This is a genomic window from Sphingomonas sp. CCH5-D11, assembly GCF_001557395.1.
Classification (GTDB): Bacteria; Pseudomonadota; Alphaproteobacteria; order Sphingomonadales; family Sphingomonadaceae; genus Sphingomonas.
On record NZ_LSKH01000078.1, the window covers coordinates 1 to 23789 of the forward strand.

At 67.4% G+C, this 23789-nt stretch carries 22 protein-coding genes and 1 pseudogene; 6 read left to right on the plus strand and 17 right to left on the minus strand.

The genetic code is table 11. The features are described 5' to 3' along the window. Positions 1-129 precede the first annotated feature (129 nt). The 5 genes from AX702_RS04500 to AX702_RS04520 form a co-directional block, all read right to left on the minus strand. On the minus strand, positions 130-2457 hold the full coding sequence (locus AX702_RS04500) for a xanthine dehydrogenase family protein molybdopterin-binding subunit (RefSeq protein ID WP_066776648.1): 2328 nt from the start codon (positions 2455-2457) through the stop codon (positions 130-132). Then, positions 2454-3431, minus strand: a complete 978-nt coding sequence (locus tag AX702_RS04505; RefSeq protein ID WP_066776650.1) for an FAD binding domain-containing protein — start codon at positions 3429-3431, stop codon at positions 2454-2456. The genes AX702_RS04500 and AX702_RS04505 overlap by 4 nt, the downstream gene beginning before the upstream one ends. After that, positions 3431-3967, minus strand: coding sequence for a 2Fe-2S iron-sulfur cluster-binding protein (locus AX702_RS04510; RefSeq protein WP_066776652.1), 537 nt, complete (start codon positions 3965-3967; stop codon positions 3431-3433). Before AX702_RS04510 ends, AX702_RS04505 begins: the two co-directional genes overlap by 1 nt. 120 nt (positions 3968-4087) lie before the next feature. After that, positions 4088-5248, minus strand: coding sequence for an acyltransferase family protein (locus AX702_RS04515; protein ID WP_156455359.1), 1161 nt, complete (start codon positions 5246-5248; stop codon positions 4088-4090). Then, entirely contained in the window at positions 5245-5901 is a 657-nt protein-coding gene (locus AX702_RS04520) for a GDSL-type esterase/lipase family protein (RefSeq protein ID WP_197420492.1), read from the minus strand. The genes AX702_RS04515 and AX702_RS04520 overlap by 4 nt, the downstream gene beginning before the upstream one ends. Before the next feature lie 387 nt (positions 5902-6288). On the opposite strand from AX702_RS04520, the gene AX702_RS04525 reads away from it, so the two are divergent. Next, positions 6289-6879 carry an NADPH-dependent FMN reductase gene (locus tag AX702_RS04525; protein WP_066776661.1) on the plus strand — a complete coding sequence of 197 codons (591 nt, stop codon included), beginning with the start codon at positions 6289-6291 and terminating at the stop codon, positions 6877-6879. Here AX702_RS04525 and AX702_RS04530 read toward each other — a convergent pair. The 4 genes from AX702_RS04530 to AX702_RS04545 form a co-directional block, all read right to left on the minus strand. Continuing rightward, on the minus strand, positions 6863-7870 hold the full coding sequence (locus AX702_RS04530; protein ID WP_066776664.1) for an SMP-30/gluconolactonase/LRE family protein: 1008 nt from the start codon (positions 7868-7870) through the stop codon (positions 6863-6865). The genes AX702_RS04525 and AX702_RS04530 overlap by 17 nt on opposite strands. Before the next feature lie 37 nt (positions 7871-7907). Continuing rightward, positions 7908-10139 carry a glycoside hydrolase family 3 N-terminal domain-containing protein gene (locus AX702_RS04535; protein ID WP_156455360.1) on the minus strand — a complete coding sequence of 744 codons (2232 nt, stop codon included), beginning with the start codon at positions 10137-10139 and terminating at the stop codon, positions 7908-7910. Then, the gene (locus AX702_RS04540) at positions 10136-11239 is read right to left on the minus strand and encodes a Gfo/Idh/MocA family protein (protein ID WP_066776670.1); all 1104 of its coding nucleotides are present in this window, start codon (positions 11237-11239) and stop codon (positions 10136-10138) included. The genes AX702_RS04535 and AX702_RS04540 overlap by 4 nt, the downstream gene beginning before the upstream one ends. Positions 11240-11425: 186 nt before the next feature. Then, the gene (locus AX702_RS04545) at positions 11426-11899 is read right to left on the minus strand and encodes a cupin domain-containing protein (protein WP_231731722.1); all 474 of its coding nucleotides are present in this window, start codon (positions 11897-11899) and stop codon (positions 11426-11428) included. Positions 11900-12011: 112 nt separating this feature from the next. On the opposite strand from AX702_RS04545, the gene AX702_RS04550 reads away from it, so the two are divergent. From AX702_RS04550 to AX702_RS04570, 5 genes are all read left to right on the plus strand, one after another. Further along, a complete protein-coding gene (locus AX702_RS04550; RefSeq protein ID WP_082745982.1) occupies positions 12012-13106 on the plus strand; it encodes an aldose epimerase family protein in 1095 nt (364 codons plus the stop codon). A 63-nt stretch (positions 13107-13169) separates the two neighbouring features. Then, positions 13170-13709 (plus strand): hypothetical protein, encoded by a 540-nt coding sequence (locus tag AX702_RS04555; RefSeq protein ID WP_066776678.1) that lies wholly within the window; start codon positions 13170-13172, stop codon positions 13707-13709. Between the two features lie 371 nt (positions 13710-14080). Beyond that, the gene (locus AX702_RS04560; protein WP_066776681.1) at positions 14081-14341 is read left to right on the plus strand and encodes an acyl carrier protein; all 261 of its coding nucleotides are present in this window, start codon (positions 14081-14083) and stop codon (positions 14339-14341) included. Between the two features lie 8 nt (positions 14342-14349). Continuing rightward, positions 14350-14910, plus strand: a complete 561-nt coding sequence (locus tag AX702_RS04565) for an acyltransferase (protein ID WP_197420493.1) — start codon at positions 14350-14352, stop codon at positions 14908-14910. Continuing rightward, positions 14903-16387: a class I adenylate-forming enzyme family protein gene (locus AX702_RS04570; RefSeq protein WP_066776686.1), complete on the plus strand. Its 1485-nt coding sequence runs from the start codon at positions 14903-14905 to the stop codon at positions 16385-16387. Before AX702_RS04565 ends, AX702_RS04570 begins: the two co-directional genes overlap by 8 nt. 2 nt (positions 16388-16389) lie before the next feature. Here the strand turns inward: AX702_RS04570 and AX702_RS04575 are convergent, their stop codons facing one another. The 8 genes and pseudogenes from AX702_RS04575 to AX702_RS22420 form a co-directional block, all read right to left on the minus strand. Further along, positions 16390-17373, minus strand: coding sequence for a lysylphosphatidylglycerol synthase transmembrane domain-containing protein (locus AX702_RS04575; protein WP_066776688.1), 984 nt, complete (start codon positions 17371-17373; stop codon positions 16390-16392). Continuing rightward, positions 17360-18091, minus strand: coding sequence for a class I SAM-dependent methyltransferase (locus tag AX702_RS04580; protein ID WP_066776692.1), 732 nt, complete (start codon positions 18089-18091; stop codon positions 17360-17362). The genes AX702_RS04575 and AX702_RS04580 overlap by 14 nt, the downstream gene beginning before the upstream one ends. Then, positions 18088-19074 (minus strand): NAD-dependent epimerase/dehydratase family protein, encoded by a 987-nt coding sequence (locus AX702_RS04585; protein ID WP_066776709.1) that lies wholly within the window; start codon positions 19072-19074, stop codon positions 18088-18090. Before AX702_RS04585 ends, AX702_RS04580 begins: the two co-directional genes overlap by 4 nt. Next, complete coding sequence (locus tag AX702_RS04590; protein WP_197420494.1) at positions 19071-20291, minus strand: NAD(P)/FAD-dependent oxidoreductase; 1221 nt, start codon at positions 20289-20291, stop codon at positions 19071-19073. The genes AX702_RS04585 and AX702_RS04590 overlap by 4 nt, the downstream gene beginning before the upstream one ends. Then, positions 20272-21264 carry a dolichol-phosphate mannosyltransferase gene (locus AX702_RS04595; RefSeq protein WP_156455361.1) on the minus strand — a complete coding sequence of 331 codons (993 nt, stop codon included), beginning with the start codon at positions 21262-21264 and terminating at the stop codon, positions 20272-20274. Before AX702_RS04595 ends, AX702_RS04590 begins: the two co-directional genes overlap by 20 nt. Continuing rightward, positions 21261-22250: a glycosyltransferase family 2 protein gene (locus AX702_RS04600; RefSeq protein ID WP_231731723.1), complete on the minus strand. Its 990-nt coding sequence runs from the start codon at positions 22248-22250 to the stop codon at positions 21261-21263. The genes AX702_RS04595 and AX702_RS04600 overlap by 4 nt, the downstream gene beginning before the upstream one ends. Continuing rightward, the gene (locus tag AX702_RS04605) at positions 22247-23452 is read right to left on the minus strand and encodes a glycosyltransferase family 4 protein (protein WP_066776701.1); all 1206 of its coding nucleotides are present in this window, start codon (positions 23450-23452) and stop codon (positions 22247-22249) included. Before AX702_RS04605 ends, AX702_RS04600 begins: the two co-directional genes overlap by 4 nt. After that, positions 23449-23789, minus strand: a pseudogene (locus tag AX702_RS22420) (hypothetical protein); the annotation flags it as partial. The pseudogene AX702_RS22420 and the gene AX702_RS04605, both read right to left, overlap by 4 nt.

A 23789-nucleotide genomic window follows, 5' to 3' on the forward strand; every position in this document is an offset into this window, starting at 1 on the left:
ACGGTGTGTCAGTTCTATCTGGCGACGAATGTGTCTTCTCTAAGTGGCAGCAACATTGACGGCTCCGATGCGCCGACTGCGGGCGGGCGAGCCGATCGTCCGCTGCACCGCCGGCCCGGCCGACTGCGACTATAACAGCTTGTCCAGCGTGATAGGCAGGTCGCGGATCCGCTTGCCCGTTGCGTTGAAGATCGCATTGGCCACGGCGGCACCGACGCCGGTGATGCCGATCTCACCCACCCCGCGCGCGCCCATCGGTGTGTGCGGATCGGGGATATCGGTCCACATCACCTCGATCTCCGGCACGTCGAGGTGCACCGGCAGGTGATATTCGGAGAGGCTGGGGTTCATGATCCGCCCCGATCGCTCGTCGAACATCGTCTCCTCGGTGAGCGCGAGGCCGAGTCCCATGATCATTCCGCCGCGAAACTGGCTCGCGGCCGTTTTGGTGTTCAGGATCTTGCCGCAGTCGAACGCGCCAAGCAGGCGCCGCACGCGCGGCTCGCCGGTGACGCTGCTGACGGCGATCTCGACGAAGATCGCGCCGTGCGAGTGCATCGACCAATGCTGGATCTCGAGCGGCTGCGGCGCCTGGCCCTCGACGCTCACCTTGTCGCGCTGCGCGCGGGCGAGGATGGAGGCGTAGCTCTCCCACCGTGCGGGATCGTTCAGCGCGGCGATGCCACCGCGCAGACCGCCGACCTCATCGGGGGAAAGGCCGGCGAGCGGTGAATCGTTGCCGGCGAGCTTGAGCAGTTCGGCCCACAACAGCTTCTGCGCCGCGATGACGGATGCGCCGATGGAGGCGGTCTGCTGCGATCCGCCTGCCAACACCTGACCGGGAAACAGCGTGTCGCCATAAGCGAAATCGACCTGTTCCATGTCGAGCCCGAGCCGGTCGGCGATCACCTGGCTCTGCGCCGTGGCGGTGCCCATGCCCATTTCGTGCGCGGCGATCTCGACCCGTGCGCGGCCGTCGCGGGCAATCGTCAGGCGCGCCGCGCCGCCGGGCATGCGGTAATAGGGATAGGTTGCGGTCGCGACGCCCATGCCGATCAGCCATTCGCCTTCGCGCCGCGCGCCCGGTGCCTGGCGCGCCGCCCAGCCGAACGCCTCGGCCCCCATGCGATATGCCTTTTCGACGTCGCGCTGCGAGAACGGGAGGTTGGTGGTGGGATCGCGCTCCGGCTCGTTCTTCATGCGCAGCTCGATCGGATCCATGCCCATCGCATGGGCGAGTTCGTCGATCGCACTTTCCAGCGCAAAGGTGCCGGGCGCCTCGCCGGGTGCGCGCATGAAGGTGTTGGCGAGCATGTCCATATAGCCGACGCGCACCTCCAGGTGGCGCGTGGCGCTGGCATAGCTGCTCATCGATCCGGTGATGAACGGCTCCGGCATCGCATTGTGACGCGTCATGATCGTGGAACCGGTGTGGATCAGGGCGGTGAAGCTGCCGTCCGCATCGGCGCCCAATGCCACCCGCTGCTCGGTAAGCGTGCGCCCGCCCACCGTGCGATACACGCCTTCGCGCGACAGGTTGAGCCGCACCGGCACGCCGGCGAGCCTGCTTGCCGCCGCGGCGAGCGGCTGATGATACCACAGGGTCTTGCCGCCGAAGCCGCCGCCCACCAACGGCGAGGTGACGTGCACGTTCTCGGCGCCGACGTCGAAGATCGCGCCCAGCGTCCAGGCGTGATGCGCCACCGCCTGGCTCGCATCATGGACGCGCAGGCGATCGCCATCCCAAGCGACGGTGCAGCCATGCAGCTCGATCGCATTATGGTTGTGCCGCGGCGTGCGATAGACATGGTCGACCTTGTGCGGCGCGCGGGCAAGTTCGTCCTCGGGCTCGCCCACGATCATCCGCAGCGGCTGGCCCTGGAATTCGGCGATGTCGGTGCCGTTCGCCCTGGCGGTCTCCAGCGTGGTGACGGCGGCGTCCGTGTCATAGGTGACGCGGATCAGCGACTTGGCATGATCGGCCTGCTCCTGCGTTGCCGCCAGCACCACCGCCACCGGCTGCCCATTCCAATGGATCACCGGATCCATGATCGGCAGCGAATTGCCACCGGCGGCCAGTTCGCTCGTCATGAACAGGGGCATGGGCTTCATCGTCGGCACGTTTTCGTGCGTCATGACCAGCGCGACGCCGGGTGCCGTTTCCGCCGCGGCGCTGTCGATGGAGGTGATCCTGCCCTTCGCAACCGTGCTGAACGCAACGGCGGCATAGAGCATGCCGTCGAGGGGAAATTCGGCGGAGAACGGCGCCTTGCCCGCCACCTTCAGCGGCCCGTCGATACGGCTCACCGGCTTGCCGGTATGGCCATGCTGTTCGCGGATGAGCGGATCGGGCGTCCCGCCGGGGATCCATGAATCCGGGGCGAGCGCGATCGCCTTTTGCATCACGCCCTGCACCGTGCCCTTGGCCATTTCATAGGTGTCTTTGAGAACGCTCATGCCGCCAGCTCCTCGAGAACGGCCGTGATGGTGCGGATCGCGAGCGGCACCTTGAAGCCATTGTCGCGCAGCGGCCTGGCGGCCGCCAGTTCCGCCTCGGCAGCGGCGCGGAAGGTGTCGGCGATGGCGGGTCTACCGACCAGCAGGCCCTCCGCCTTTTCCGCCCGCCACGGCTTGTGCGCGACGCCGCCAAGCGCCAGCCGGGCCCCCGTCACCGTGCCGCCATCCACCGCCAGCGTGGCGGCGACCGACACCAGCGCGAAGGCGTAGGAGGCACGATCGCGCACCTTGCGATACGTGCCGCCAAGGTTCGCCGAGGTGGCCGGCAGCTCGAGCGCGGTGATCAGTTCACCGGGCTTCAACACCGTCTCGATCTGCGGGCTGGCGCCAGGCAAGGTGTGGAAGCGGGTGAGCGGCACCACGCGCCGCCCCTCACCTCCCTCGACATGGACCAGCGCGTCGAGCGCGGCCAGAGCGACACACATGTCGCTCGGGTGGGTGGCGACACAGGCGTCCGAGCTGCCGAGGATCGCATGGATGCGATTGAACCCGTGCACCGCATCGCAGCCCGCGCCGGGCACCCGCTTGTTGCAGCGCGCCGCCTCGTTGTCGTAGAAATAATAGCAACGCGTGCGCTGCAGCAGGTTGCCGCCGACAGTCGCCATGTTGCGGATCTGCGCGCTCGCGCCGGCCAGGATCGCCCGTGCGAGGATCGGATAGCGCTCACGGATCAGCCGGCTTTCGGCCACGGCGGTGTTCTTCGCCGCGGCACCGATCAGCACGCCGCCGTCGACCGTCTCCTCGATCGAGGTGGACAGGCCGGTCACGTCGACCAACGTGCGCGGCGCCTCGATCGTCTCGCGCATCAGGTCGACCAGATTGGTGCCGCCGCCCAGGAAGCGCGCCTCTTCCGCCTGGATCTTGGCCAGCGCATCCTCGTGGCTTTCGGCGCGCAGATAGTCGAAGGTCAGCATCAGGCGGGCTCCTTCACCTTGCCGGCATGTGCCTGCACTTCCGGGAGCAAAGCTTCGCGCACCGCATCGATGATGCCGTTATAGGCGCCGCAGCGGCACAGATTGCCGCTCATCCGCTCGCGCAGCTCGTCATGGTCGAGGTCGATCGTCTCGGCCGCGAGATCGGGCGTCACGTTGCTCGGCAACCCGCGCTTCGCCTCGTTCGCCATGCCCACGGCCGAACAGATCTGGCCGGGCGTGCAATAGCCGCACTGGAACCCGTCATGCTCGACAAAGGCGGCCTGGATGTCGGCCAGCGCCTGCGGCGTACCGATGCCTTCGATCGTGGTGATCTCGCGTCCCTGATATTGCACCGCCAGGGCAAGACATGAATTGATGCGCTGTCCATCCACCAGCATCGTGCAGGCGCCGCACGCGCCCTGGTTGCAGCCCTTCTTGGTCCCGAACAGGTGCAGCTGCTCACGCACGAGATCGAGCAACGAGGTCCGGCTGTCGACCTCCAGCTCATGGTGCTGGCTATTGATGTTGAAATGCATGGGCCAAGACTCCTCGCTGGCGCCGAACAACCTCAACATGGCGGCGCACGCGCGGTTCCATCCGCACGCGCCGGGCCGACAGGCGCCTGCGCTGGATCTCTTCGCTTCGTGTGAACGACGCTAGGTCCGGGCGCGCAACATGCTCAAGCGAAAGCGCATCAGCCTGGGCCAGCTCTCCGTTCGGCCGTTCACGATCAAGGAGAGCAACGGCACTTGGCGAACGATGCAAACGTGCGTCGCGTAGGACAACCCACCCGCCATCGCGATGGCAACTACGAACTGGATATACGGATGCCAGTGCAAAGGCGCGAGCGCTGCATTAAGGGCGAGCAGCAGGGGTAGATGCAATAGGTAGATGGTCAAGGATGCGTCACACAGCTTTTTGATCAGCGGATGGACTTTCGACATTGCGATTGCTGAGCGATAGATCAGTGCAAAGGCTGCCGGCGGGCAAAGCGCCGCTGCGACCATCCGCAACAAGCCATGCATCTGATACGTTTGCGGGGACATCGGAGCCGTCAGCATCACGGCCGTGTAAAGTGCGCCAACGACGGCGAGGATTGTGGTCGCCGGACGGACGGATCGCCAGAGGGTATCCCCCAAGATCGGCGAGCGCGCCATCGCCAATCCAAAAAGATACAAAGGCAAGTAACCGGAGATGTTCGGTGCCTGACCGAGCATCGGAACAAGAGGTTTCGGAGCGATCAGGTAAACAAGAAATCTCGTCCACACCATCAGGACGAACGAGGCCAGAGCCAATCTCAACAAGAGTTGTGCAGGTGAACCGGCCGCAACCATCGTGGCGAAGTTGCCAATCAGTCCGCGCCTGTCGTCCAGCCTGTAGAGCGCAACAGTGGCCGGCGCGTACATCAGCAGCGCGACCAAGAACCAGATATGATGCCAATCAAACATCAGCGGCACGGGGGCATGTGGATACCAGCGCGCGAGCATTAGGACAGAGGGGCAGAGCACTCCCCAGCCAAACGACATGGGCAAGCCGATCTGGACGAGCCTGCGAACCAGCCATTCACGAAGAGTTCGTCTGCGCAGCGCCATTCCGCATAGAAGACCGGACAGGGCAAAGAAGCATCCCATGCGAAAGGCGCTAGAGACCAGCCCGACGACCGTGAACAAGGGCTGCGGCGGCTGCCAGAGCGAACCGTGAAGCAGCAGGCCGCCGAGCATCAGCGCGACCCGCCAGACATCAAGGCCCTCGATGCGCTCGCCCGGCGTGGGGTTAGCCTGAAGGACTTTCGTCTCCTCCGATCCCGGTAGGCTCATCCTTTGCTCGCAAGCCGCGTGCGGCTGCACCGTTCGGAGGAGAGGTCGAAGCTTCGGTCCAGATGTCGCTCAATCTCGTCGCCCCACACTCGATAACCGGCGGAGGACAAGTGTATGCCATCGTCCATGTAGAATGGCCCTGGCGTGCCGCCGTTCAGGAGCGTCTGCCCGGCGTCGACGAATTCCATGTTCGCTCGCGCCGCGACGAAGCGGCGAAGCCGCGCATCAACCGCGATTTGAGCCTGTCGATTGCTCCATCTGGTCGGGCTCGGCTTCATCGAAACCAAAAGGATCGTTGCTTTTGGCGCCTGTTGTGCAAGCGTCCCCGCGAGTTTCTCCAGGCGTGACGCGACAGGCGCGTCGGCAACTCCGTCTGCAAGGTCGTTCTCGCCGGCGTAGAGAATGATGGCGGTTGGAGCCATCTCCTTCGCGGTGAGGAGGACCCGCTGTTGCAACTCGGGCAAGCGCGCGCCCTCGATCCCGCGATTGTGAATCTGCCAGCTTCCGAGCTGGGTTTGCGCCGAGGCCCAGCGATGTATCGAGGAACTGCCTACCAGCCACAGCACGCACCGCCCATTCGATACCTGAGCATCTGGCAAGGGCTCACGCGTTCGATCAGGAAACCTGAAGAACAAGAACGTGCCGGTGATCACGCTGAACACCAAGAGGCCAAAAAGGAGCTTGGCCAGGGTCCCGAGTATAGACGCAGGTTCAGGTGATGAACCAGAGTGGATCATGATCCACTGGTTGGGTTCAAGAAGTTAATGGGCGGTTTATTACACCTGTCCGTGGCTATGATGGTGATCCGTGCAAAACCGGATTGGTGCCTGCTCGCCCACTCGCCTGCAGCGCTGCCGGTGAACGCGCAGCGGACGCCGGCCTCCTGCGTGCACGCCGCCTACCCTCAGCCCGAGCCCTGCTCAGCCAGGCGAAAATCTGGGTGCCGTAGCCTCGCTTGAGCGAGCGCGCCAAATCTCTGCGCTTCGCCTTAACGATCAACCAGCCTTGCATCACAAGGAAGGCTGAACGAGGGTGTCGCCATGGCCGATCGTATATTGATCTTTTACGGTTCCTACCGTTCCGACCGGCAGGGCATCCATCTGGCCAATTGGCTGGTTCGCGCCTTTCGCGAGCGTGGCGCCGAGCCCGAGTTGATCGACGCCAAGGTGCTCGATTTGCCCATGCTGGACCGTATGTACAAGGAATATCCAGCGGGTCAGGCGCCATCGGCGCTGGCGGAATTGGCGGACAAGATCAGGAACGCTGATGCCTTCGTGTTCGTGACAGGCGAATATAATTGGGGTGTTCAGCCGGGGCTGAAGAACCTGACGGACCATTTCCTGGAAGAATGGTATTGGCGCCCCGCCGCGATCGTCAGCTACTCGGCCGGACGCTTTGCAGGCGCACGTGCGGGCGTCGCGTGGCACAGCATCCTGTCGGAAATGGGCATGGTCGTTGTCTCAAGCACCATCGCGGTCAGTGGCATCGGCCGGACCTTCGATGCGGCAGGCGAGCCCCAGGGCGACAGCGGTGCCTCGCTCACGCGCGCCTTTCCGCGCTTTGCCGACGATCTGGCGTGGTGGTCCGGGGCGGCAGGCGCCCAGCGCGACCGGGTTACGCCGCCATATTGAGGCGAAGCCGCAGGACGCTATCGCTCGCCGTCATGAACAGGGTACGGCCATCCTCGCCGAACGCGCAATTGGCAATTGCCTTGCCGACCGCGATCAGGCCGAGCTTTCGCCCGTCCGGCGCGATCACGTAGAGGCCGCCGGGGCCGCTGGCGAACAGATGGCCCGTTCGCGCCACCTTCATGCCGTCCGGCAGACCCGGCAGGCGTCGGGCATGTTCGGCGGAGAAGTCGACCAGACGCCGACCAGGCCCGCGCGCGGCGCCGTCCGCCGCCAGACCATAGACGCGGATCTCGGGCGCCTCCTCGTCCGAACAGGCGACATACAGGCGATCGCCACGCGGCGACAGCGCGATGCCGTTCGGGCGCCGGAGGCGGCGGTCGATCACCGTCACCAATCCCGTCGGCGACAGTCTATAGACGCCGTTGAACGGCAGCTCCTTCAGCGGCGAGGCGTCGCCCTCCGCCAGGCCATAGGGTGGATCGGTAAAATAGATCGCCCCGTTGCGCGCGATCGCCACGTCGTTGCAGCTGTTGAAGCGCTTGCCCTCGAAGCGGTCGGCGAGGATCGTCTTGCGCCTGGTGGCGAGATCGACGCGGGCGATGGCGCGCGTGCCTGAATCCGCCAGGATCAGCGCGCCGGCATGGTCGATCGCGAGCCCGTTGGCGCCCGCCTCGCGGATGCCGGCCGGCACCGGGCCGGCGAGGCCCGAGGGCTGGAGGAACGGAGCCGCGCCCTTCCCACGCGTCCAGCGATGGACAATGTTGGCCGGCACGTCGGAGAACAGGAGGTAGCCGCCGCGCTTCACCCACACTGGCCCTTCCGCCCAGCGATAGCCGGTGGCGATCACCTCGATCGGGCTGGCCGGGTCGATCAACCGGTCGAGTTCCGGATCGAAGCGGGTGATCGTGCTGCCGGACGCGGCGCGCGCGGCGCCCGCAGCCAGCAAGGCCGTTGCGCCGGCAAGCATCGATCGCCGCGTCATGTCCATCATCGTCGCGTTCCTATCTGTAGTGCGGCAGCGCGGCTCGTCAGCTGACGCTCACCACCGTCGCGATCGCAGCGGCTGGCGCCGTTCCTTCACCTCCTTCGGCGATCGCAAAGCGGCCTCGCGCGCGAATGTCGGCGGACGAGCTGCCGACCATCACCTCGAAGACTCCCGGCTCGATCACCCATTTGCCCGCTTTCCACAAGGCGAGTTGCGCGTGCGTGAGCGTGAACCGCAGGGTGCGCTGCTCGCCGGCGCGCAGCGACAGGCGGTGGAAGCCGCGCAGCTCGCGTACCGGTCGCGCGACGGAGGCGACGGGATCGCGCACGTAGAGCTGCACCACTTCCTCGGCCGACCGCTCGCCAGCGTTGGTGACGGCAACGCTCACCACCGCCGCGTCGCCGCGCTGCTCGATGGCGAGCGCACCATAGTCGAAGCGGCTGTAGCTGAGGCCGTGGCCGAACGGGAACAGCGGACCCACGTCGACGTCGCGATAGCGGGCGCTGTCGATCGCGAGGTCCGGATTGGCGGGGCGACCGCTGGGGACGTGCGCGTAGGTCATCGGCAGCTGGCCGGTGACGCGCGGCATGCCCATCGGCAGGCGGCCGGCAGGCGATGTCTTGCCGGTCAGGATCTCGGCGATGGCGGGGCCGCTCTCGATGCCGAGGAACCAGGTTTCAAGTACGGCGGGGATGCCGGCCAGCGCCTTTTCGAGCGCGAGCGGGCGGCCGTTCATCAGGATGGCTACGATTGGCTTGCCGGTCGCGCGGATCGCGTCGACCAGCGCCTGCTGCTTGCCGGGCAGCGTGATGTCGGAGCGGCTGCGCGCCTCGCCGCTCAAGTCGAAATCCTCGCCGATCGCGAGCAGCACAACATCGGCCGCAGCGGCAACACGGGCGGCGGCGGCGGGATCGGTGCCCGGATCGTAGGTTGCCTGCGGCAGCGCTGTGCGCAGCGTCACTGCATCCTCGGGGCGGCCACGCGCGCGCCACGAGCCGATCGCGGACGAGGCGTCGTCGGCAAGCGCGCCGATCAGCGCGACCTTCGCGCCGGGCTTGAGCGGCAGAACCTCGCCCTCGTTGCGCAGCAGGACGATCGAGCGCGTCGCCATCTCGCGCGCCTTGGTGCGCGCGAGCGGCGCGGCCTCGCGCCTCGCGTCGCCGAAGCCGTAGGGATCGTCGAACAGGCCGAGCCGCGCCTTGACCGCGAGGATGCGGCCGACCGCCTCGTCCACCAGCGGCAGCAATGTCGCGTCGGCGGCGACTGCGGCAGCGAGATGCTCGATATAGGTGCCGCTCGCCATGTCCATGTCGACGCCGGCACGCAGCGCGAGCGCGGCGGCCTCGGCCGGCGCGGCGGCGACGCCATGGTTTATCAGCTCGCGGATCGCATTCCAGTCGCTGACGATCAGCCCCTGATAGCCCCAGCGGCCACGCAACTGCCCGCGCACCAGATCCTCATGCGCGGTCATCGGCACGCCGGCGACGTCGTTGAAGGCGGTCATGAAGCTGCCGGTCCCCGCGCGGATCGCGGCGTGGAACGGCGGCAGATAGATCTCGTGGAGCGCGCGATCGGTAAGGTCGGCGCTGTCGTAATCGCGCCCGCCGGCGACCGCGCCATAGCCGACGAAATGCTTGGTGCACGACAGCATCCGGTTGGGCGCGGACGGATCGCCGCCCTCCAGCCCACGCACCTGCGCCTCGGCCATGCGGCTGCCGAGATAGGCGTCCTCGCCTGCCCCCTCGACCACGCGGCCCCAGCGCGCGTCGCGTGCCACGTCGACCATCGGGGTGAAGGTCCAGTGCAGCCCGGCGGCGCGCGCTTCCTCGGCGGCGATCGCGGCGGCCTGCTCCATCATCGCCGGATCCCAGCTGGCGGCGAGCGCGAGCGGCACGGGCAGGATGGTGCGATAGCCGTGGATCACGTCCATCGCGAACAGCAAAGGAATGCCGAGCCCCGACTCCTCGACCGCGACCTTCTGCAGCTTGCGCAGCGGCTCGGCGCCGGCGACATGGAGGAAGGAGCCCATCTCGCCGCGGCGGACGCGGTTCATCATGCCCTCGTCGAGGCGCGAGTTGAGCGCCTTTTGCCGCCCGCCCGCGATCTGGTTCATCTGGCCGATCTTCTCAGGCAGTGTCATCCGGCCGATCAGGTCGCGGATGCGCGCGCTGTGATCGCGCGTGCTCTTCGCGATCGCCACGGGCGCCCAGGCGGAAGCGGCGAGCAACGCGCCCGCCTTCATCACGTCGCGCCGATGGAGGTGTGTGCGGTTCATACCAGCGACACCGCCCGCCGCTCGCGTGCCGAGCGGTAGATCGCCTCGATCAGCCGCATGTCGCGCAGCCCCTCCTCGCCCGAAGCGCGCAGCGGAATGCCGGTGAGCACGCTTTCGGGCAGGTGATCGAGCTGCGCGGCGAACTGGTTCTTGCGTGGAGGCGGCAGCGTCACCTGCTCAGTCTTGCCGTCGGCGCGCGTCCACATCTGATGGCCTTCGTAGGAGGTCGCCGGCTCCATGCCGACCCAGCCCTTTGTGCCGGTGACGCGGAAGGCGTTGTGGCCCGAGGAATAGCTCGACACGCAGTTGGCGATCAGGCCCGAGGGGAATCTCAGCTGGAAGTCGATGCGGTCCTCGGTGTTCTTGAAGCGCGGATCGCTCTTGTCGGTCCATTCGGTCGCGACCAGCTCAACCGGCTCCTCGCCGGCAAGGTAGCGCGCGGCGTTGAGGCTGTAGATGCCGATATCCATCAGCGATCCGCCCCCCGACATGGCCTTGTCGAGCCGCCAGATGCCGGCGGGCGCGTAGAAGCCGTGTTCGGCGGTGATCAGCGTCGGGCGGCCGACAAAGCCGGATTTCACCAGCTCGATTGCGCGCAGATTATGCTGCTCGAAATGGCAGCGGTATCCGATCATCAGCTTGCGGTTCGCCTTCCTGGCGGCGGCGATCATCGCTTCCGCCTCGGCGGCGGTGGTGGCCATCGGCTTTTCGCACATCACGTGCTTGCCGGCCTGGCTGGCGCGGATCGAATATTCGGCGTGCATCGAGTTCGGCAGCACGACGTACACGACGTCGATGTCCGGGTTGTTCCGGATCGTGTCGTAAGTCGCATAGCTGTAGCGATGCGTCTTGGGGATGCCGTATTCGGCGCCGTAGCGCTCCAGTTTCCCGGGCGTGCCGCTGACCAGCGCCACCAGCTGCGCATGGTCGCAATTCTTGAACTGCGGCATGATCTGGTTCGTCGCGTAGCTGCCGAGACCGACGACGGCATAGCCGAGCTTGCGCCTGGGGGCGCCGGCTCCAGCCATGGCTGGCACGGTGGCGCTGGCAAGGCCCGCGCCGATCCCCGTCAGCACCGTTCGCCTGTTCCAGTCCCCCATGATCTCTCTCCTGCTTGTACCCACACGGTAGCGCTATCAGAGCCTCGGCGCGACATGAAAAGGTGGCGATGCCGGCACGCGGGAAACGGGACGGGCAAGTCGACGCGCGCTGCCGCCTTCGCTCATGGCGACCGCGACCATTGTTTTGCCGCCAGGCTCGGCCTTCCGGCGCTGATCGCCCAAAGGTTACTTTCGGGGAAGCTTCATGCCCAGCAGCACCAGCTTGCCCTCGATCCCGAACCAGTGCGGCACGCCCGCCGGCACCAGGATCACATCGCCGGGCCCCAGCCGGCGCGTCGATCCGCCGTCGATTCTGCTGCCCTCGACCAGACCGGGGCGCGTTTCCACCGGCTCGACCAGCGTGCCGCCGGAGACGAGCGTACCGGCGCCTTCGATCACCAGCGCATATTCTGCTTCGTCCGGATGAACCGCGGGCTTGCCGGGCGCCTTCCAATATTCGAGCGCCGCGATCGTCTCGCCGTCCTTCACCAGCGGCTCGTACGCGAACGTGCTTTTCCCCATGCGTGCGGCCATCGCGGCAACCTTGGCGCGGATCTCGGCGGCGCTGGCCGCGTCCGCCGGTGCCGACTGCGCCATGGCAGGGCCGGGGCAGAGCAGCAAAGCGGCGAGCGCCAGACCGGCCAATTTAGCGATAACCACGGGCGACCCTCCATCTTCCATGGCGTGATCAGTAGAGGCAGTTGTCGGGCAGGTACAATGTGTCCATGGCTCGTGGATGGCGACCTTTCGGACCACAATGCAGGCGAGCACGATGTGCAAGCGAGCGCTGACCGGCCTGTCCCTTGTTCTGGCGACCGCCGCTGGCGCGCAGGCGAAGGACGACGAAGAGATCGCGCTGCGCCGTGGCGACATGGTGGTCCGCTTGATACCGTTCGGCGCGACCGTCACGCAGATCGAGGTCCCCGACCGCACCGGCAGGCGCGCCAACGTCCTGCTCGGCTTCCGAAGTCCGGCCGAGTTCCGCGCGAAGAATCACAAGGCATCGTTCGGCGCGACGATCGGCCGCTACGCCGGCCGGATAGCCGGCGCCCGTTTCACGATCGACGGGCAGCCGGTGCAGCTCGTCGCCGATGATGGCCCAAACGCACTGCACGGCGGCGGCGCGGCGAAATTCGACACGCAGGAATGGACCGTCCGGCATCGCGATGCCCGGGCAGTGACCTTCAGCCTCGACAGCCCGGACGGCTTTCAGGGCTTTCCGGGACGGCTTCAGGTGCTCGTCACCTACCGCCTGATCGCCGGCAACGCGCTGCGTATCGATTATGAGGCGCGCACGTCCAAGCCGACGGTGCTGAACCTGACCAATCACGCCTATTTCAACCTGGCCGGCGAAGGATCCGGCACGGTCCGGTCGCAGACGCTTCAGATCCTGGCCGACCGCTATGTCGCGACCGATGCGGGCGGCATTCCGACGGGCGCTTTCCCGCCGGTCGCCGGCACCGCGCTCGACCTGCGCACGCCATCCCCGCTGGGTGCCGGGATCGACAGCCGCTCACCGCTGATGGGATCGCGCGGCTTCAACCACGCCTGGCTGTTCGACAAGCCGGCCGGTAAGCTCGCAACCGTCGCGCGGCTGGCGGATCCCGCGTCGGGCCGCACGCTGACCGTGGAGACCAGCGAGCCCTCGATCCAGGTCTATACCGCGGGCTATCTCGACGGGACGGACCGTGGCCCGAGCGGGCGGATCATGAACCCGTTCGATGGCGTGGCGCTGGAGACCCAGCATCTGTCGGACAGCCCCAATCAGCCGAGCTTCCCAAGCACCCTGCTGAGACCCGGAGAGATATTTCGATCGACCACGATCTGGCGCTTCGGACTGTCACCTGCCCCGATCAAGCCCCGCTAGCGTCCGTCCATCGGCCCGAGCCCCGTTCAGCCAGGCGAAAGTCCGAGGGCGTTAGCCTCGCTTATGCCGTTCCGTCGTACCCCCCTTTCGCTCTGCCTTGCCCTGCCGCTGCTCGCCGGATCGCTGCCCGCATTGGCGCAGTCCGGGCTCACGCCGATGCGCACCATCGACATTCCGCCCTCCCGCATCGAGCCGCAGGAAAGCCTGACGCTTGACCTGCCGGACCCGGACGGGGCGCCCGAGGCGGATGCCGCCGAAACGATCGCCGCGCCCGACGCATCGGACATTCCGGAGGAGCGCAGCGCCGAGCAGCTCGCGCTGGAGGCCATCGCCGCGGCGGAGGCGGCCAAGCTGCGGGACGCCAATGCCGCGCAGCTGGCGACCAAGCAGGCGCAGCTCGAACAGATCACCGCGGATCAGCGCGCCCAGCAGGACCGGCTGGCGAAATATCGCGAGGAGCGCGCCGCTTATTCAGCGGCCATGTCGGACTATGAGGCCCAGCTCGCCGCCGCCCGTGCCGATCGCGCGCGCTGGGAAGCGGATGTGGCGGCGTGCCGGGCGGGCGATCGGCTGCGCTGCGCCTATGGCGACGGTCGCCGCTAGGCGCTGCCCAGGCGGAATAGCGCGTCACAGTTCGGCGTGGTTGTGCCTGCTTGAAACTTTAGCGGCTTTGGGTCGCGGAAGGCAGGCCATTGGGGGGTCGAGGGTTCATGTGGGTTCTCGCGCCGAAAACAAGCTGATCAAGCGCGCCACGACGCTGGAGTATAATCGTAGCCGCCCATCTCCCCAGTAAGGGGTAGGCTCGCCTTTATTTCCGTTGGCGATGCGGCCACTTGATAGTCAAATCGGGCGGCGATGATCGACCGGGCAAGCAACGCGCCTGGCCGGACACAGCATAAGAACATCGACTTTTCTGCAAGGGGCAGTGCGGGCTCATCTCAGCACAGCTGCCTGCGTGCGAGAGAGGAAGAACCGTGAGCGAAATCACTGTGCTTGACGTCCGCAATGTCCTGGCGACCGTAAGCCTGGACGATGTGAATGCTATCGCCGATGACGAATCGCTATTCGAGGCCGGCGTCCTTGATTCCCTGATGATGATCGAACTGGTTCAGGAGCTGGAGGACCGCTTCAACACCAGGATCTCGAATCGGGATCTGACGCCGTCGAACTTCGATACCCTCACCGGGATGACCCGGTTCCTGGCCGAGCGATCGGCACACGGCCCGGCTTCATGATCAGCGCCATGATCAGCGACAGGGACAAGGAAGCGAAGCTGTCGGGGTTGCGAAGGTCGCTCCAGCGCCACGCCATTCCCGCGTTTCTCGCCTCGCCCTATTTCTTCATTCGGGACCGGGCCAGGATACATCCCGGCTCGAGCGTGCAGCTGTCGGCCGGCGTCCGCTTCGGCAAGGGAACGGTGGTCAAGCGCTGGGCGATCATACAATCGAGCGGGGGTCGGATCACCCTCGGCCGGAACTGCGCGGTGGGAAGCTTCAATCACCTGATCGCGGGCGTGGCGGACCTCATCATCGGCGATGACGTGCGCCTGGGATCGCATGTCACCGTGGTCGCGACCACCCGGGACTATCGCCGCAAGGACAGGCTCATCACCGAACAGGGCTTCCGCGACAAGGGGATCACGATCGGCGACGATGTCCTGATCGGGTCAGGCGCCGTGGTGCTGGACGGCTGCCGGATCGGGCAGGGCGCCGTGATCGGGGCGGGCAGCGTCGTGTCGGGCAGGATAGCGCCTTATTCGATTGTCGCGGGAAGCCCGGCGAAAGTGGTCTTCAATCGTGAATGACGGGCCGACGACCGTCGTTGCCGCGCTCCGGCGGAATGCGCGATTGCGCGGGGCCGCGCCGTTCATCGCGGACGGAGACCGCTGGATCACCTTCGCGGAAATGTGGTCCTTGGCGTGCCGGGTGCGGCACTGGCTGCTCAGGCGCCAGACGGTGCCGGGCGCGCGCGTGGTCATCGAGGCTTCGGCGGAACCCTTTCACTTCGTTGCCGCCTATTTCGGAACGCATCTCGCGGGCGCGATCGCCGTTCCCGTGACGGCGTCGCGCGGCGAGGCCGCTGCGCGCGTGGCGGCGCGGACCGAGGCGGCGGTGCATCTTGATAGCGCCGCGCTCGACGCGCTGTTCGCCGGCGACCTGCCGCCAAGGGACGCGCCGGAGGTCGATCTCGACCCGGCGCTGCCCCAGCCTGCGGCGATCGCGGACATCCTCTTCACCAGCGGCAGCACCGGAACGCCCAAGGGCGTCATGCTCAGCCATGGCGCGATCCATGCCGCCGCGCTGGCTACCAACGGCTTCATCGGCAATGGGCCGGAGGATCGCGAAGTGGTGACGGTGCCGCTCTCCCATTCCTTCGGCCTCGGCCGCATCCGCTGCGCCGTACTGGCGGGCGGGAGCCTCGTCGTCGTGCCGGGGCTCTCGTTTCCGGCGCTGGTCGTCGATGCGCTTGCCGATACCCGGGTGACTGGCCTGTCCTGCGTACCGATGGGCATCGCCATGCTGGAACGGTTCGGGCGCGACGAGCTCGCCGGCGCCGCCCGTCGGCTGCGCTATGTGGAGCTGGGCAGCGCCCCGATGGCGGAGGAGCGCAAGCGCGCGCTGGCTCGGTTCCTCCCCCTGACGCGGCTGTGCATGCATTATGGGCTGACGGAGGCTTCGCGCAGCTGCTTTCTCGATTTCCATGGCGACGATGCCAGGCTGGCTAGCGTCGGCCGGCCAGCGCCCGGTGTCGCGCTCCGCATCACGGATCAGGAGGATCGGCCGCTCGCCTGCGGGCAGGAGGGCGTGATCCAGATCCGCTCCCCGGCCGAGATGAGCGGCTATTGGCAGGATCCGCAAACCACATCGTGTACGCGCACCGCCGACGGCTGGCTGCGCACCAGCGACCTCGGACGGCTGGATGACGGGGGCTATCTCACCCTGGTCGGGCGGGTGGACGACCAGATCAACGTCGGGGGGAAGAAGGTCGATCCGGTCGTCGTGGAGCAGGCGGCGCTCGCCATTGACGGCATCCTGGACGCCGGCTGCGTCGGCGTTGCCGATGCGCAGGGCCTGACGGGGCAGGTCCCGGTCCTGTTCGTCGCCACCAGGGCGGACAGTGGCTTTGAGGCGCGGGCGTGCCTGCGGCAACTGGCCGCCCGGCTCGAAGCGCACGAGCGGCCGGCACGGATCATCGCCATCGCCGACATGCCGCGGACGGAGAATGGCAAGCTCAAGCGTTCGGAATTGCGGCAGCGCCTCGCCCTTGCCGACCGGGCCTGAGATCACGCCCGGCCGGGCACCGAGACCGCTTCAAGCCGCGAACCATCGGGCACGAACCAGATGAGCGCGCCGATCGCATTCACCACATAGCGCATGATGCTGGTGAGCAGGCCAAGGGCCAGGCCCTGCTCCGGCGGCAGGCCGAAAAAGGAGAAGAGCACGGCATATACCCCCTCGCGCAGCCCCACGCCGCTGACCGAGATCGGCACCATTTCGAGAAGGTACACCGTCGGCACGATCAGGAAGAGCTGCAACACGCTCGCCGAAAGGTGCAGTCCCGTGCTCCAGACGTAGACGATGAAGATGGTGTTGAGCTGAAACACCAGCGCGATGGCAAAGGCCGTGCTGAGCGCGCGCGTCGGTCGCAGCGCCACCAGGATGCCCGAGAGCAGGACCATCAGCGAATGCTCCCGGCCGGCGATCAGGCGGTGGAGCAAGGGATCAACCACCGCCACCAGCAGCGCGTAGCCCAGCAGCGCCGTCAGGAGGATCAGCCCGGCGGCAAGCGCGGGCGCCGCCGGCACGAAATACAGGCTGACGCCCGTCGCGGCCAGACCGACGAGTACAACTAGGCCGGTGGTCCGGTCGGCGATGATCGAGGGGAGCGATCGTGCGAGCCCGCCGGTATGCTCCCGCAGCGCGATCGAGCGATAGGCGTCACCGCCAAGGACGCCCGGCGAGAACAGGTTGACGAAATTGGCAAGGAGGCACGTGCGGATCAGCTTCGCATAAGGCACGATCACGCCCTGCCCGCGCAGCAGCACCTTCCATTTGAGCGCGCTCAGCCCCGTCTGCGCGACCATGAGCGCGCCTCCCGCCGCAACCAGCAAGGCATCGGCGTGAAGCAGCAGGGAAGCGCCGCGGTCCAGCGGTATGTGTCGGAAGAGGAGGACAAGCAGCCCTGCCGAAACCGCCAGCTTGAGCGGAAAGAGCGCCCTTCGCCGCTTATCCCGTGCGCCCGGGATCGCCCGCCTATCCAGCGACACGGTCGGCTCGCATCACGCCCGGGTTGCCGAACCGCCGCGTCAGGCCGATGCGGGCGCTGGCCTGCTCGGCGCGAGTCAGCAAGGTCGGCGCGCGCAACGCGCGGTGCAGGGCCATGGGCAGAACGAACTGCCGCTCCACCCCGCTCACGTGGAAACCGTGGCGGGCGAATTCACGCGTCAGCATCGCGGCGGTGAAGTTCCGATATTCCCGCGTATCGCCCTCGACCCAGCGCTTCAGCGCGAAGGTGGCGAAGGACAGCGCATTGACGCTGGCGAGATCGGGATAGTCGATCACCACCGATTTGCTCGCCACGCGGCACAACTCCGCCAGGAAGGCGCGCCAGTCGGCGACATGCGCCATCAGGCGGATCGAAACCACCGTGTCGAACGCCTGATCTTCGAACGGCAGCCGGTCGAGCGCGCCGACCTCGAAAGCCACGCCGGCATTGCGCGGGTCGCCGGCCAGCCGGTCGGCACAGGCCGCCGTGCTGCCCGAAACCGTGACCTGATGGCCGCGTGCCGCCAGCGGCCCGCTCAGCTGCGCATGTCCGCCGCCGACGTCGAGGATCGTCACGCCTCTTTTGTCGGCCAGGGCGCTGGCAATGACCTCCTCCTGTCGGTCGAGAAAAAGCCGCCCTGCCCGCCCCGCGAACCGCCTTGCATAGGCATCGCCGGAGGACACGACATCGGGGGCCAGATCGAGCGCCGCCGGGCTCATTCGAGCATTCCCTGCTGGCGATACCAGGCGACCGTTCGCCTGAAGCCCTCGGCCAGATCGACCTGGGGCTCATAGCCGAGGCGCTCGCGCGCATGGGCGATGGAAAAGGCCCGGTTGTGCTTGAAGAAGGTGAGCCGGCGGCGGTGCAGCGGCGGCTCTACCGCGAGCTTGCGGCAGATCGCTTCGCACAGGTCGGCGACACGCTCGACCGGCTTGTAGGGCAATCGGATCCACGGCGGCGCGCGACCGAGCGCCGCAGCCGCCTGTGCGATGAACGCCTTGAGCGGGATATATTCGGCGGCACCCAGGATGAACGTCTCGCCATCGAGGCCGGGTACCGTCAGCCCGCGCATGAAGCCTTCGGCGAGGTCGTCGATGAAGACCGGATGGAAGTTGGCGCTCCCCTCCCCGATCTGCACGAACATGCGCTTCTGCAACATGCGGAACATCTTCAGCAGCCGGGTGTCGCCGGGGCCGTAGATGCCGCAGGGGCGCAGGATGACGACTTCCATCGGGCCGGTCCCCACCGCCGCGCGGCAGATCCGCTCGGCGGCGAGCTTGCTCTCCTGATAGGCATCGCGCGGGTCGAAGGGGGCGTTCTCGTCGGCCGGGCTGGTCGGGACCGAGCCATGGACGCCGATGGTCGAGCATTGCACGAACCGCCGTGCCCCCGCCGCCTGCGCGGCGCGGAGCAGACGCTCGGTGCCGTCGCGATTGACCGCCATGAATTCCTCGGCCGGGCCGTCGCTGCGGTACATGGCGGCGATATGGACGACCGCTGCCGCGCCCGCGACGAGCCGGTCGATCGCCGCCACGTCGGCGAGATCCCCGATCACCGCCTCGCCCGGCACGGTCGGATCGGGCCGGCGCAACAGGCAGCGCACGCGAAAACCGGCGTCCTGAAGACGCCGGGCGACCGCACCGCCCAGCAGGCCGCTGGCGCCGGTCAGCGCGATCAGGTCGAGTGGGGCGACCGGGATCATGCCGTCGTCATCCACAGCCCCGGCGGGTCGCTTAGGCCAGCGTCAGGGCCGATACGCTCCAGCGCGGCCAGCGCCAGCGACCGGGCCGTGGTGAGCTTCGTGCCCAGCAATGTGAACAGGCCGCGCGGCCCGCCGTGCTTCGCGTGATCCACGATCAGGTCTCGATTGCGCAACGTCACTCCTCGTCCCGTCTTGTCCGGCAGCGCTCCCGCCCAGACTTCAATGACCCGGCCGCCCCGCAGCTGCGGCGCAGCGCGCTCGATCTCGGCGGTCGCCCGGTCGATCAGCGCTTGCGGCACGGCCGGCCTCGGCTCGCGGCCGAGATCCTCGGGCAGCGGGTGATAGAAAGTCCCGGTCAGCGTTCCGCCCTGATGCGCGCGCAGGAAGAAGCTGCGGCCTCTGCCGGGCGCTGCTGACAGCGCCAGCGCGACACCGGGCTCCATCGGCCGATCGAACAGGAGGTTGAACGCCAGCACCCGGGCGGAAAGCAACGGCAGATCCCGGTCCCAGCGCGCAGCCAGGGAGCGAGCGCCGCCGCCTGCGCAGATCAGGACGGTGCTGCCGGCATAGCTGTTCTCCCGGCCGCGCGCGCGCGTGGTGAGGGACAGCCCGCCCCCAGGCCGCTCCGCCAGTTCCGTCGCTTCCTCCTGCTGTCTGATGTCCCCGCCCATGGCCTCGACCCTGGCGGCCATGGCGGCGAGCAGCGCCGGCGCATCGCTGATGGCCAGTTCCGACCATTCCGCAACGCCCACGAGGCCGCGCTTCGTGACCTGTGGAGGCAACGCGTGATCGCCGCGCGCGACGCGCGGGGGCGACGGCAGCGCCGGGGGCCGGGGCGCGGAGAAGGCCAGGCGGGAAAGCCAGCGCTCGGCAAGAAAGGCGCCCCGAAACAGGAGCGGCGAGCGAAGGGCACCGCGATAAAGCGGCATGCGGCAAAGCAGCGGCTCGCAATGCTCGGGGAACTCGCGGGCGAACCAGTCCTGGTTCTGGCGCGAACGATACCATCGCCCGATGTCGAGCGATTGCAGGTAGCGCAGCCCGCCGTGGAGCACGCCCATGCTCGCAGTGCTCGCCCCCGCGCCCAGCTCTCCGCGCTCCAGGACGAGCGGCCGGAGCCCCTGCTCCGCGGCGGTAAGGGCGGCGACAAGCCCCTGGATGCCGCCACCGACGATGATCGCGCCATACATGGCGCTGTCGCTAGATCTCGTGGCCGGCATGGACCGGCGTATTCTCGGGCTGCACCTCGCTGACATGCTCGATGATCCGGCGCACGCGGTAGATCGAGCTGGCGGGTAGCCGGGTGAACAGGATCACCTCGGCGATAAGGCCCACCGCCGCCACCTGTATGCCGAGCACGAGCAGCAGCACGCTGAGCAGCAGCGCCGGACGCTCGGCGATGCTTTGCCCCATCACGCGCTCGATGATGAGGACGCAGGCCAAAGCGAAGCCGCTGGCGAACAGGGCGGCACCGATCGTGCCGAACAGCCGGAAGGGCTTCTGGAGAAAGCGGATCAGGAAGGAGATCGACACCGCATCGAGCAGCCCGTCGAAATAGATCGGCAGATTATAGGATCGGGGCCGGCGATCGAGTTCGGCTTGCGGCACCTTGACCTGCTTGACCCGGCAACCGGCGTGCTCGGCGAAGATCGGCAGATATCCGGCATGCTCGTCGCGCAGGACGACGCGGTCCAGCACGGACCGCCTGAACAGCCGCACCCGGCAGCCGAGATCGTCGAACCTTGTGCCCGTCAGGCGCGTGGCGCTGCGATAGGCGCTCGCCCGGGCGCGGTTGAACAGGGAGTCCTTTGCCCTGATGCGGGAGGCCGCCACCATGTCGGCACCTTCCAGATCGTGCGCCAGACCCGCCAGCACCCCAGGCTCGACCTGAAGATAGGGCGGCAGCGTCATCACCAGATCGCTGGTGCTCGCCGCGATTGCCTCGCGCAGCATGGAGATCTCGCCGCAGAGCTTGGGCATGTGGATCACCCTCACCCCGCTTTTCGACAGCGCGGTGATGTCGTCCACGCGCGGATGCGTTTCGGCGAGGATGTAGATGAATTCGATGTTGTTCCCGATCGGCGCCAGCGCGCGGCGATAGATCGCCAGCAGTTCGCCGGGTTCATCGATCCGGTCCATCACGCAAAGGATGACCGACAGGTCCGGCAAGGGTCTTTTTCCGGCGGCGTTCATGGCACCTCTCTCACAGGCGGCTTCCGGTAGCCGTAGAGCTTCGCGGCGAGCGCCGAGAACTGGCTCACCCGCGGCTCGGTGACCGAAAGGAAATATCCCAGCATCGACCAGGCACCCATGAACAGGGCAAGCTGGGCGAACAGAAGCACGATCGACCATCCCACGATCACGCCGGGGCGCTCGATCTCGACCAGCAGCAGGATCGCCAGCCCCAGCAGCAGGGCGGCGAGCGTCGGGCGTAGCATCCATGTCCGCGGCCGCTGCGAATAGCGCAGCAGGAACCGGATCGAGACGATATCGAGCGCGACCTTGTAGATCCGCGAAAAGCCGTATTTCGACGTGCCGAAGCGGCGCGGGTGGTGGCGCACCTCCACCTGCTTGATCCGCGCCCCCGCCATTTGGCTCAGCGCCGGGATGAAGCGGTGCATCTCGCCATAGAAGGGCAGGCTCTGGATGAGTTCGCGGCGATAGCATTTCAGCGAGCAGCCGCTGTCGCGGACCGACACGCCAAGCAGGCCGTTGATGATGCGGTTCGCCACCTTGGAGACGAACATTCGCTTGCCTTCGTCCTGCCGCTTGCGCCGCCATCCAGCGACCATGTCATGCCCCTGCTCCAGCAGGTCGAGCATGGCGGGAATGTCGCGCGGATCGTTCTGCAGGTCGCCATCCATGGTGACGATCACCCGGCCGCGCGCATGGTGGATGCCGGCTGCCATGGCCGCTGTCTGGCCGTAGTTGCGCGCGAACTCGACCACGCGCACCCGCTCATCGGTCGCCACCAGCGCGGCGGCCCGGGCCAGGGTGCCATCCCGGCTGCCGTCATCCACCAGCACAAGCTCGAACGTGCGCGGATCCTGCGCCAGCGCGTCGGTCACTGCCCGGTGCAGCAGCGCGACATTCTCCTCCTCGTTATACAGCGGCACCACGACCGAGAAATCCGGTTCTGGGGGTGGGCGCAGCGTGCCGGGCGAGTGCATCTTGGTCATTGCCCGCGCCGCATCGCCGCAAGAGGCGGGCGCTCCCGCCGGGGTTCCGCCTCACCCAGAGCGGCATAGGCAGTGCGCAGCCGCGCCTCAAAGGCCGCCGGGCTGTAATCCTCGGCTGCCTTGCCGGCGGCTTCGCCGAGCCGTGCCCGCAGCGATGCGTCGTCGGCAAGCTGCGTCAGGCCAGCCGCGATCGCCCCGCGTTCGGGCGCGACCAGACAGGCATGTGCCGACGACAGCACCTGGGTGTGCGACAGGATCGCCGTGGCGATGATCGCCCGTTCCGCCTGCATATAGGCGTATAGCTTCATCGGCGTGTTCACACCGGCGATGCGCGGCGAGCAGAGAATATCCGCCTGCGCGAGCAGGTGCGGAAGATGCGCGAGCGGCGCAGGCCCCGCGAGATGAACCCGGTCCTCGATGCGCAGCCGGCCAATGGTGGCGCGCGCCTCGGCCAGATGATCCCTGGTCCCGCCCACGATGACGAGCGACAGGTCATTGTCCGCCGGCAGATCGGCCATCGCTTCCAGCAGCAGGTCGACGCCCTGATAATGTTCCAGATTGCCGACATAGAGCGCGATCGGCCCCTCCCCGCCGACCAGCGCGCGCAGGTTCATCACCGGTTCGGCGGGATCGCCGGTCGTTTTGGCCGGCGCGGCGTCGGGAAGCACATGGATGGTTTGCCCCGGCGCTTCCCGGGCGACGCGCTCGGCGATCGCGGAGCACACGGGCAGCACCAGATCCGCCCCGCGCATCGGCCATCCCTCGACCGCCCTCAGCAGGGGACGCAGGAACGACAGGCGCGGCCACTTCTCGACGATCTGTTCGCCGAGCAGCGAATCCATGTCGTAGACCAGCTTGAACCGACCCGGCAGCTTCAGCAGCAGCGCCGGGAAAACCGCCTCCTCGACGGCATGAACCACGTCATACCGGCGCTGCATCAGCAGGCGCGTGGCGGCGGCCACGAGAAAGGCGTCGCAGGCCAGTTTTGATGCGGACATGCCGATCGGCACGGCGGCAACGAAGGGCGGCCGCCCGGCGCGATGGATCGTCAGGCCCGGCATATGGAGGTCCGCGCCCTCGTGCAGCACCAGCAGGTCAACCTCATGGCCGGCGCGGCACAGCGCCTCGACCGCGTAGCGCACGGCGATCGGCGTTCCCCGTTCGACGAAAAACGGCTGCGGGGCGAGGAACAGGATCCTCATGCCGCCCGCCGCCGCCCGCCGCGATGCCAGGCGAATTGCTGGCGAAATGCACCTGTCGTCGACGCCCGGTGGCCGTAGAGCCGGTGGCCAGCCTGCTTCATCGCCGCGAGGATGGAAGCGGCCGGCCGGTCCGGGTCGATCGGCGTGTTCAATACCTGGCCGAAGGCGCCGACCCGTTCCCGGTCGCTGTCCATCGGCAGGCTGTCCGTCCCCATCATGATCGGTCGGCCGGACCGGATCGTCCGCCGCAGCGTGGGTGACGCCAGCCATGACGGGCGGGTCTGAATGTCGCCGGCGAACACGTCGCCGCGCCCGGCGAGCACCGCCGCCACCAGGG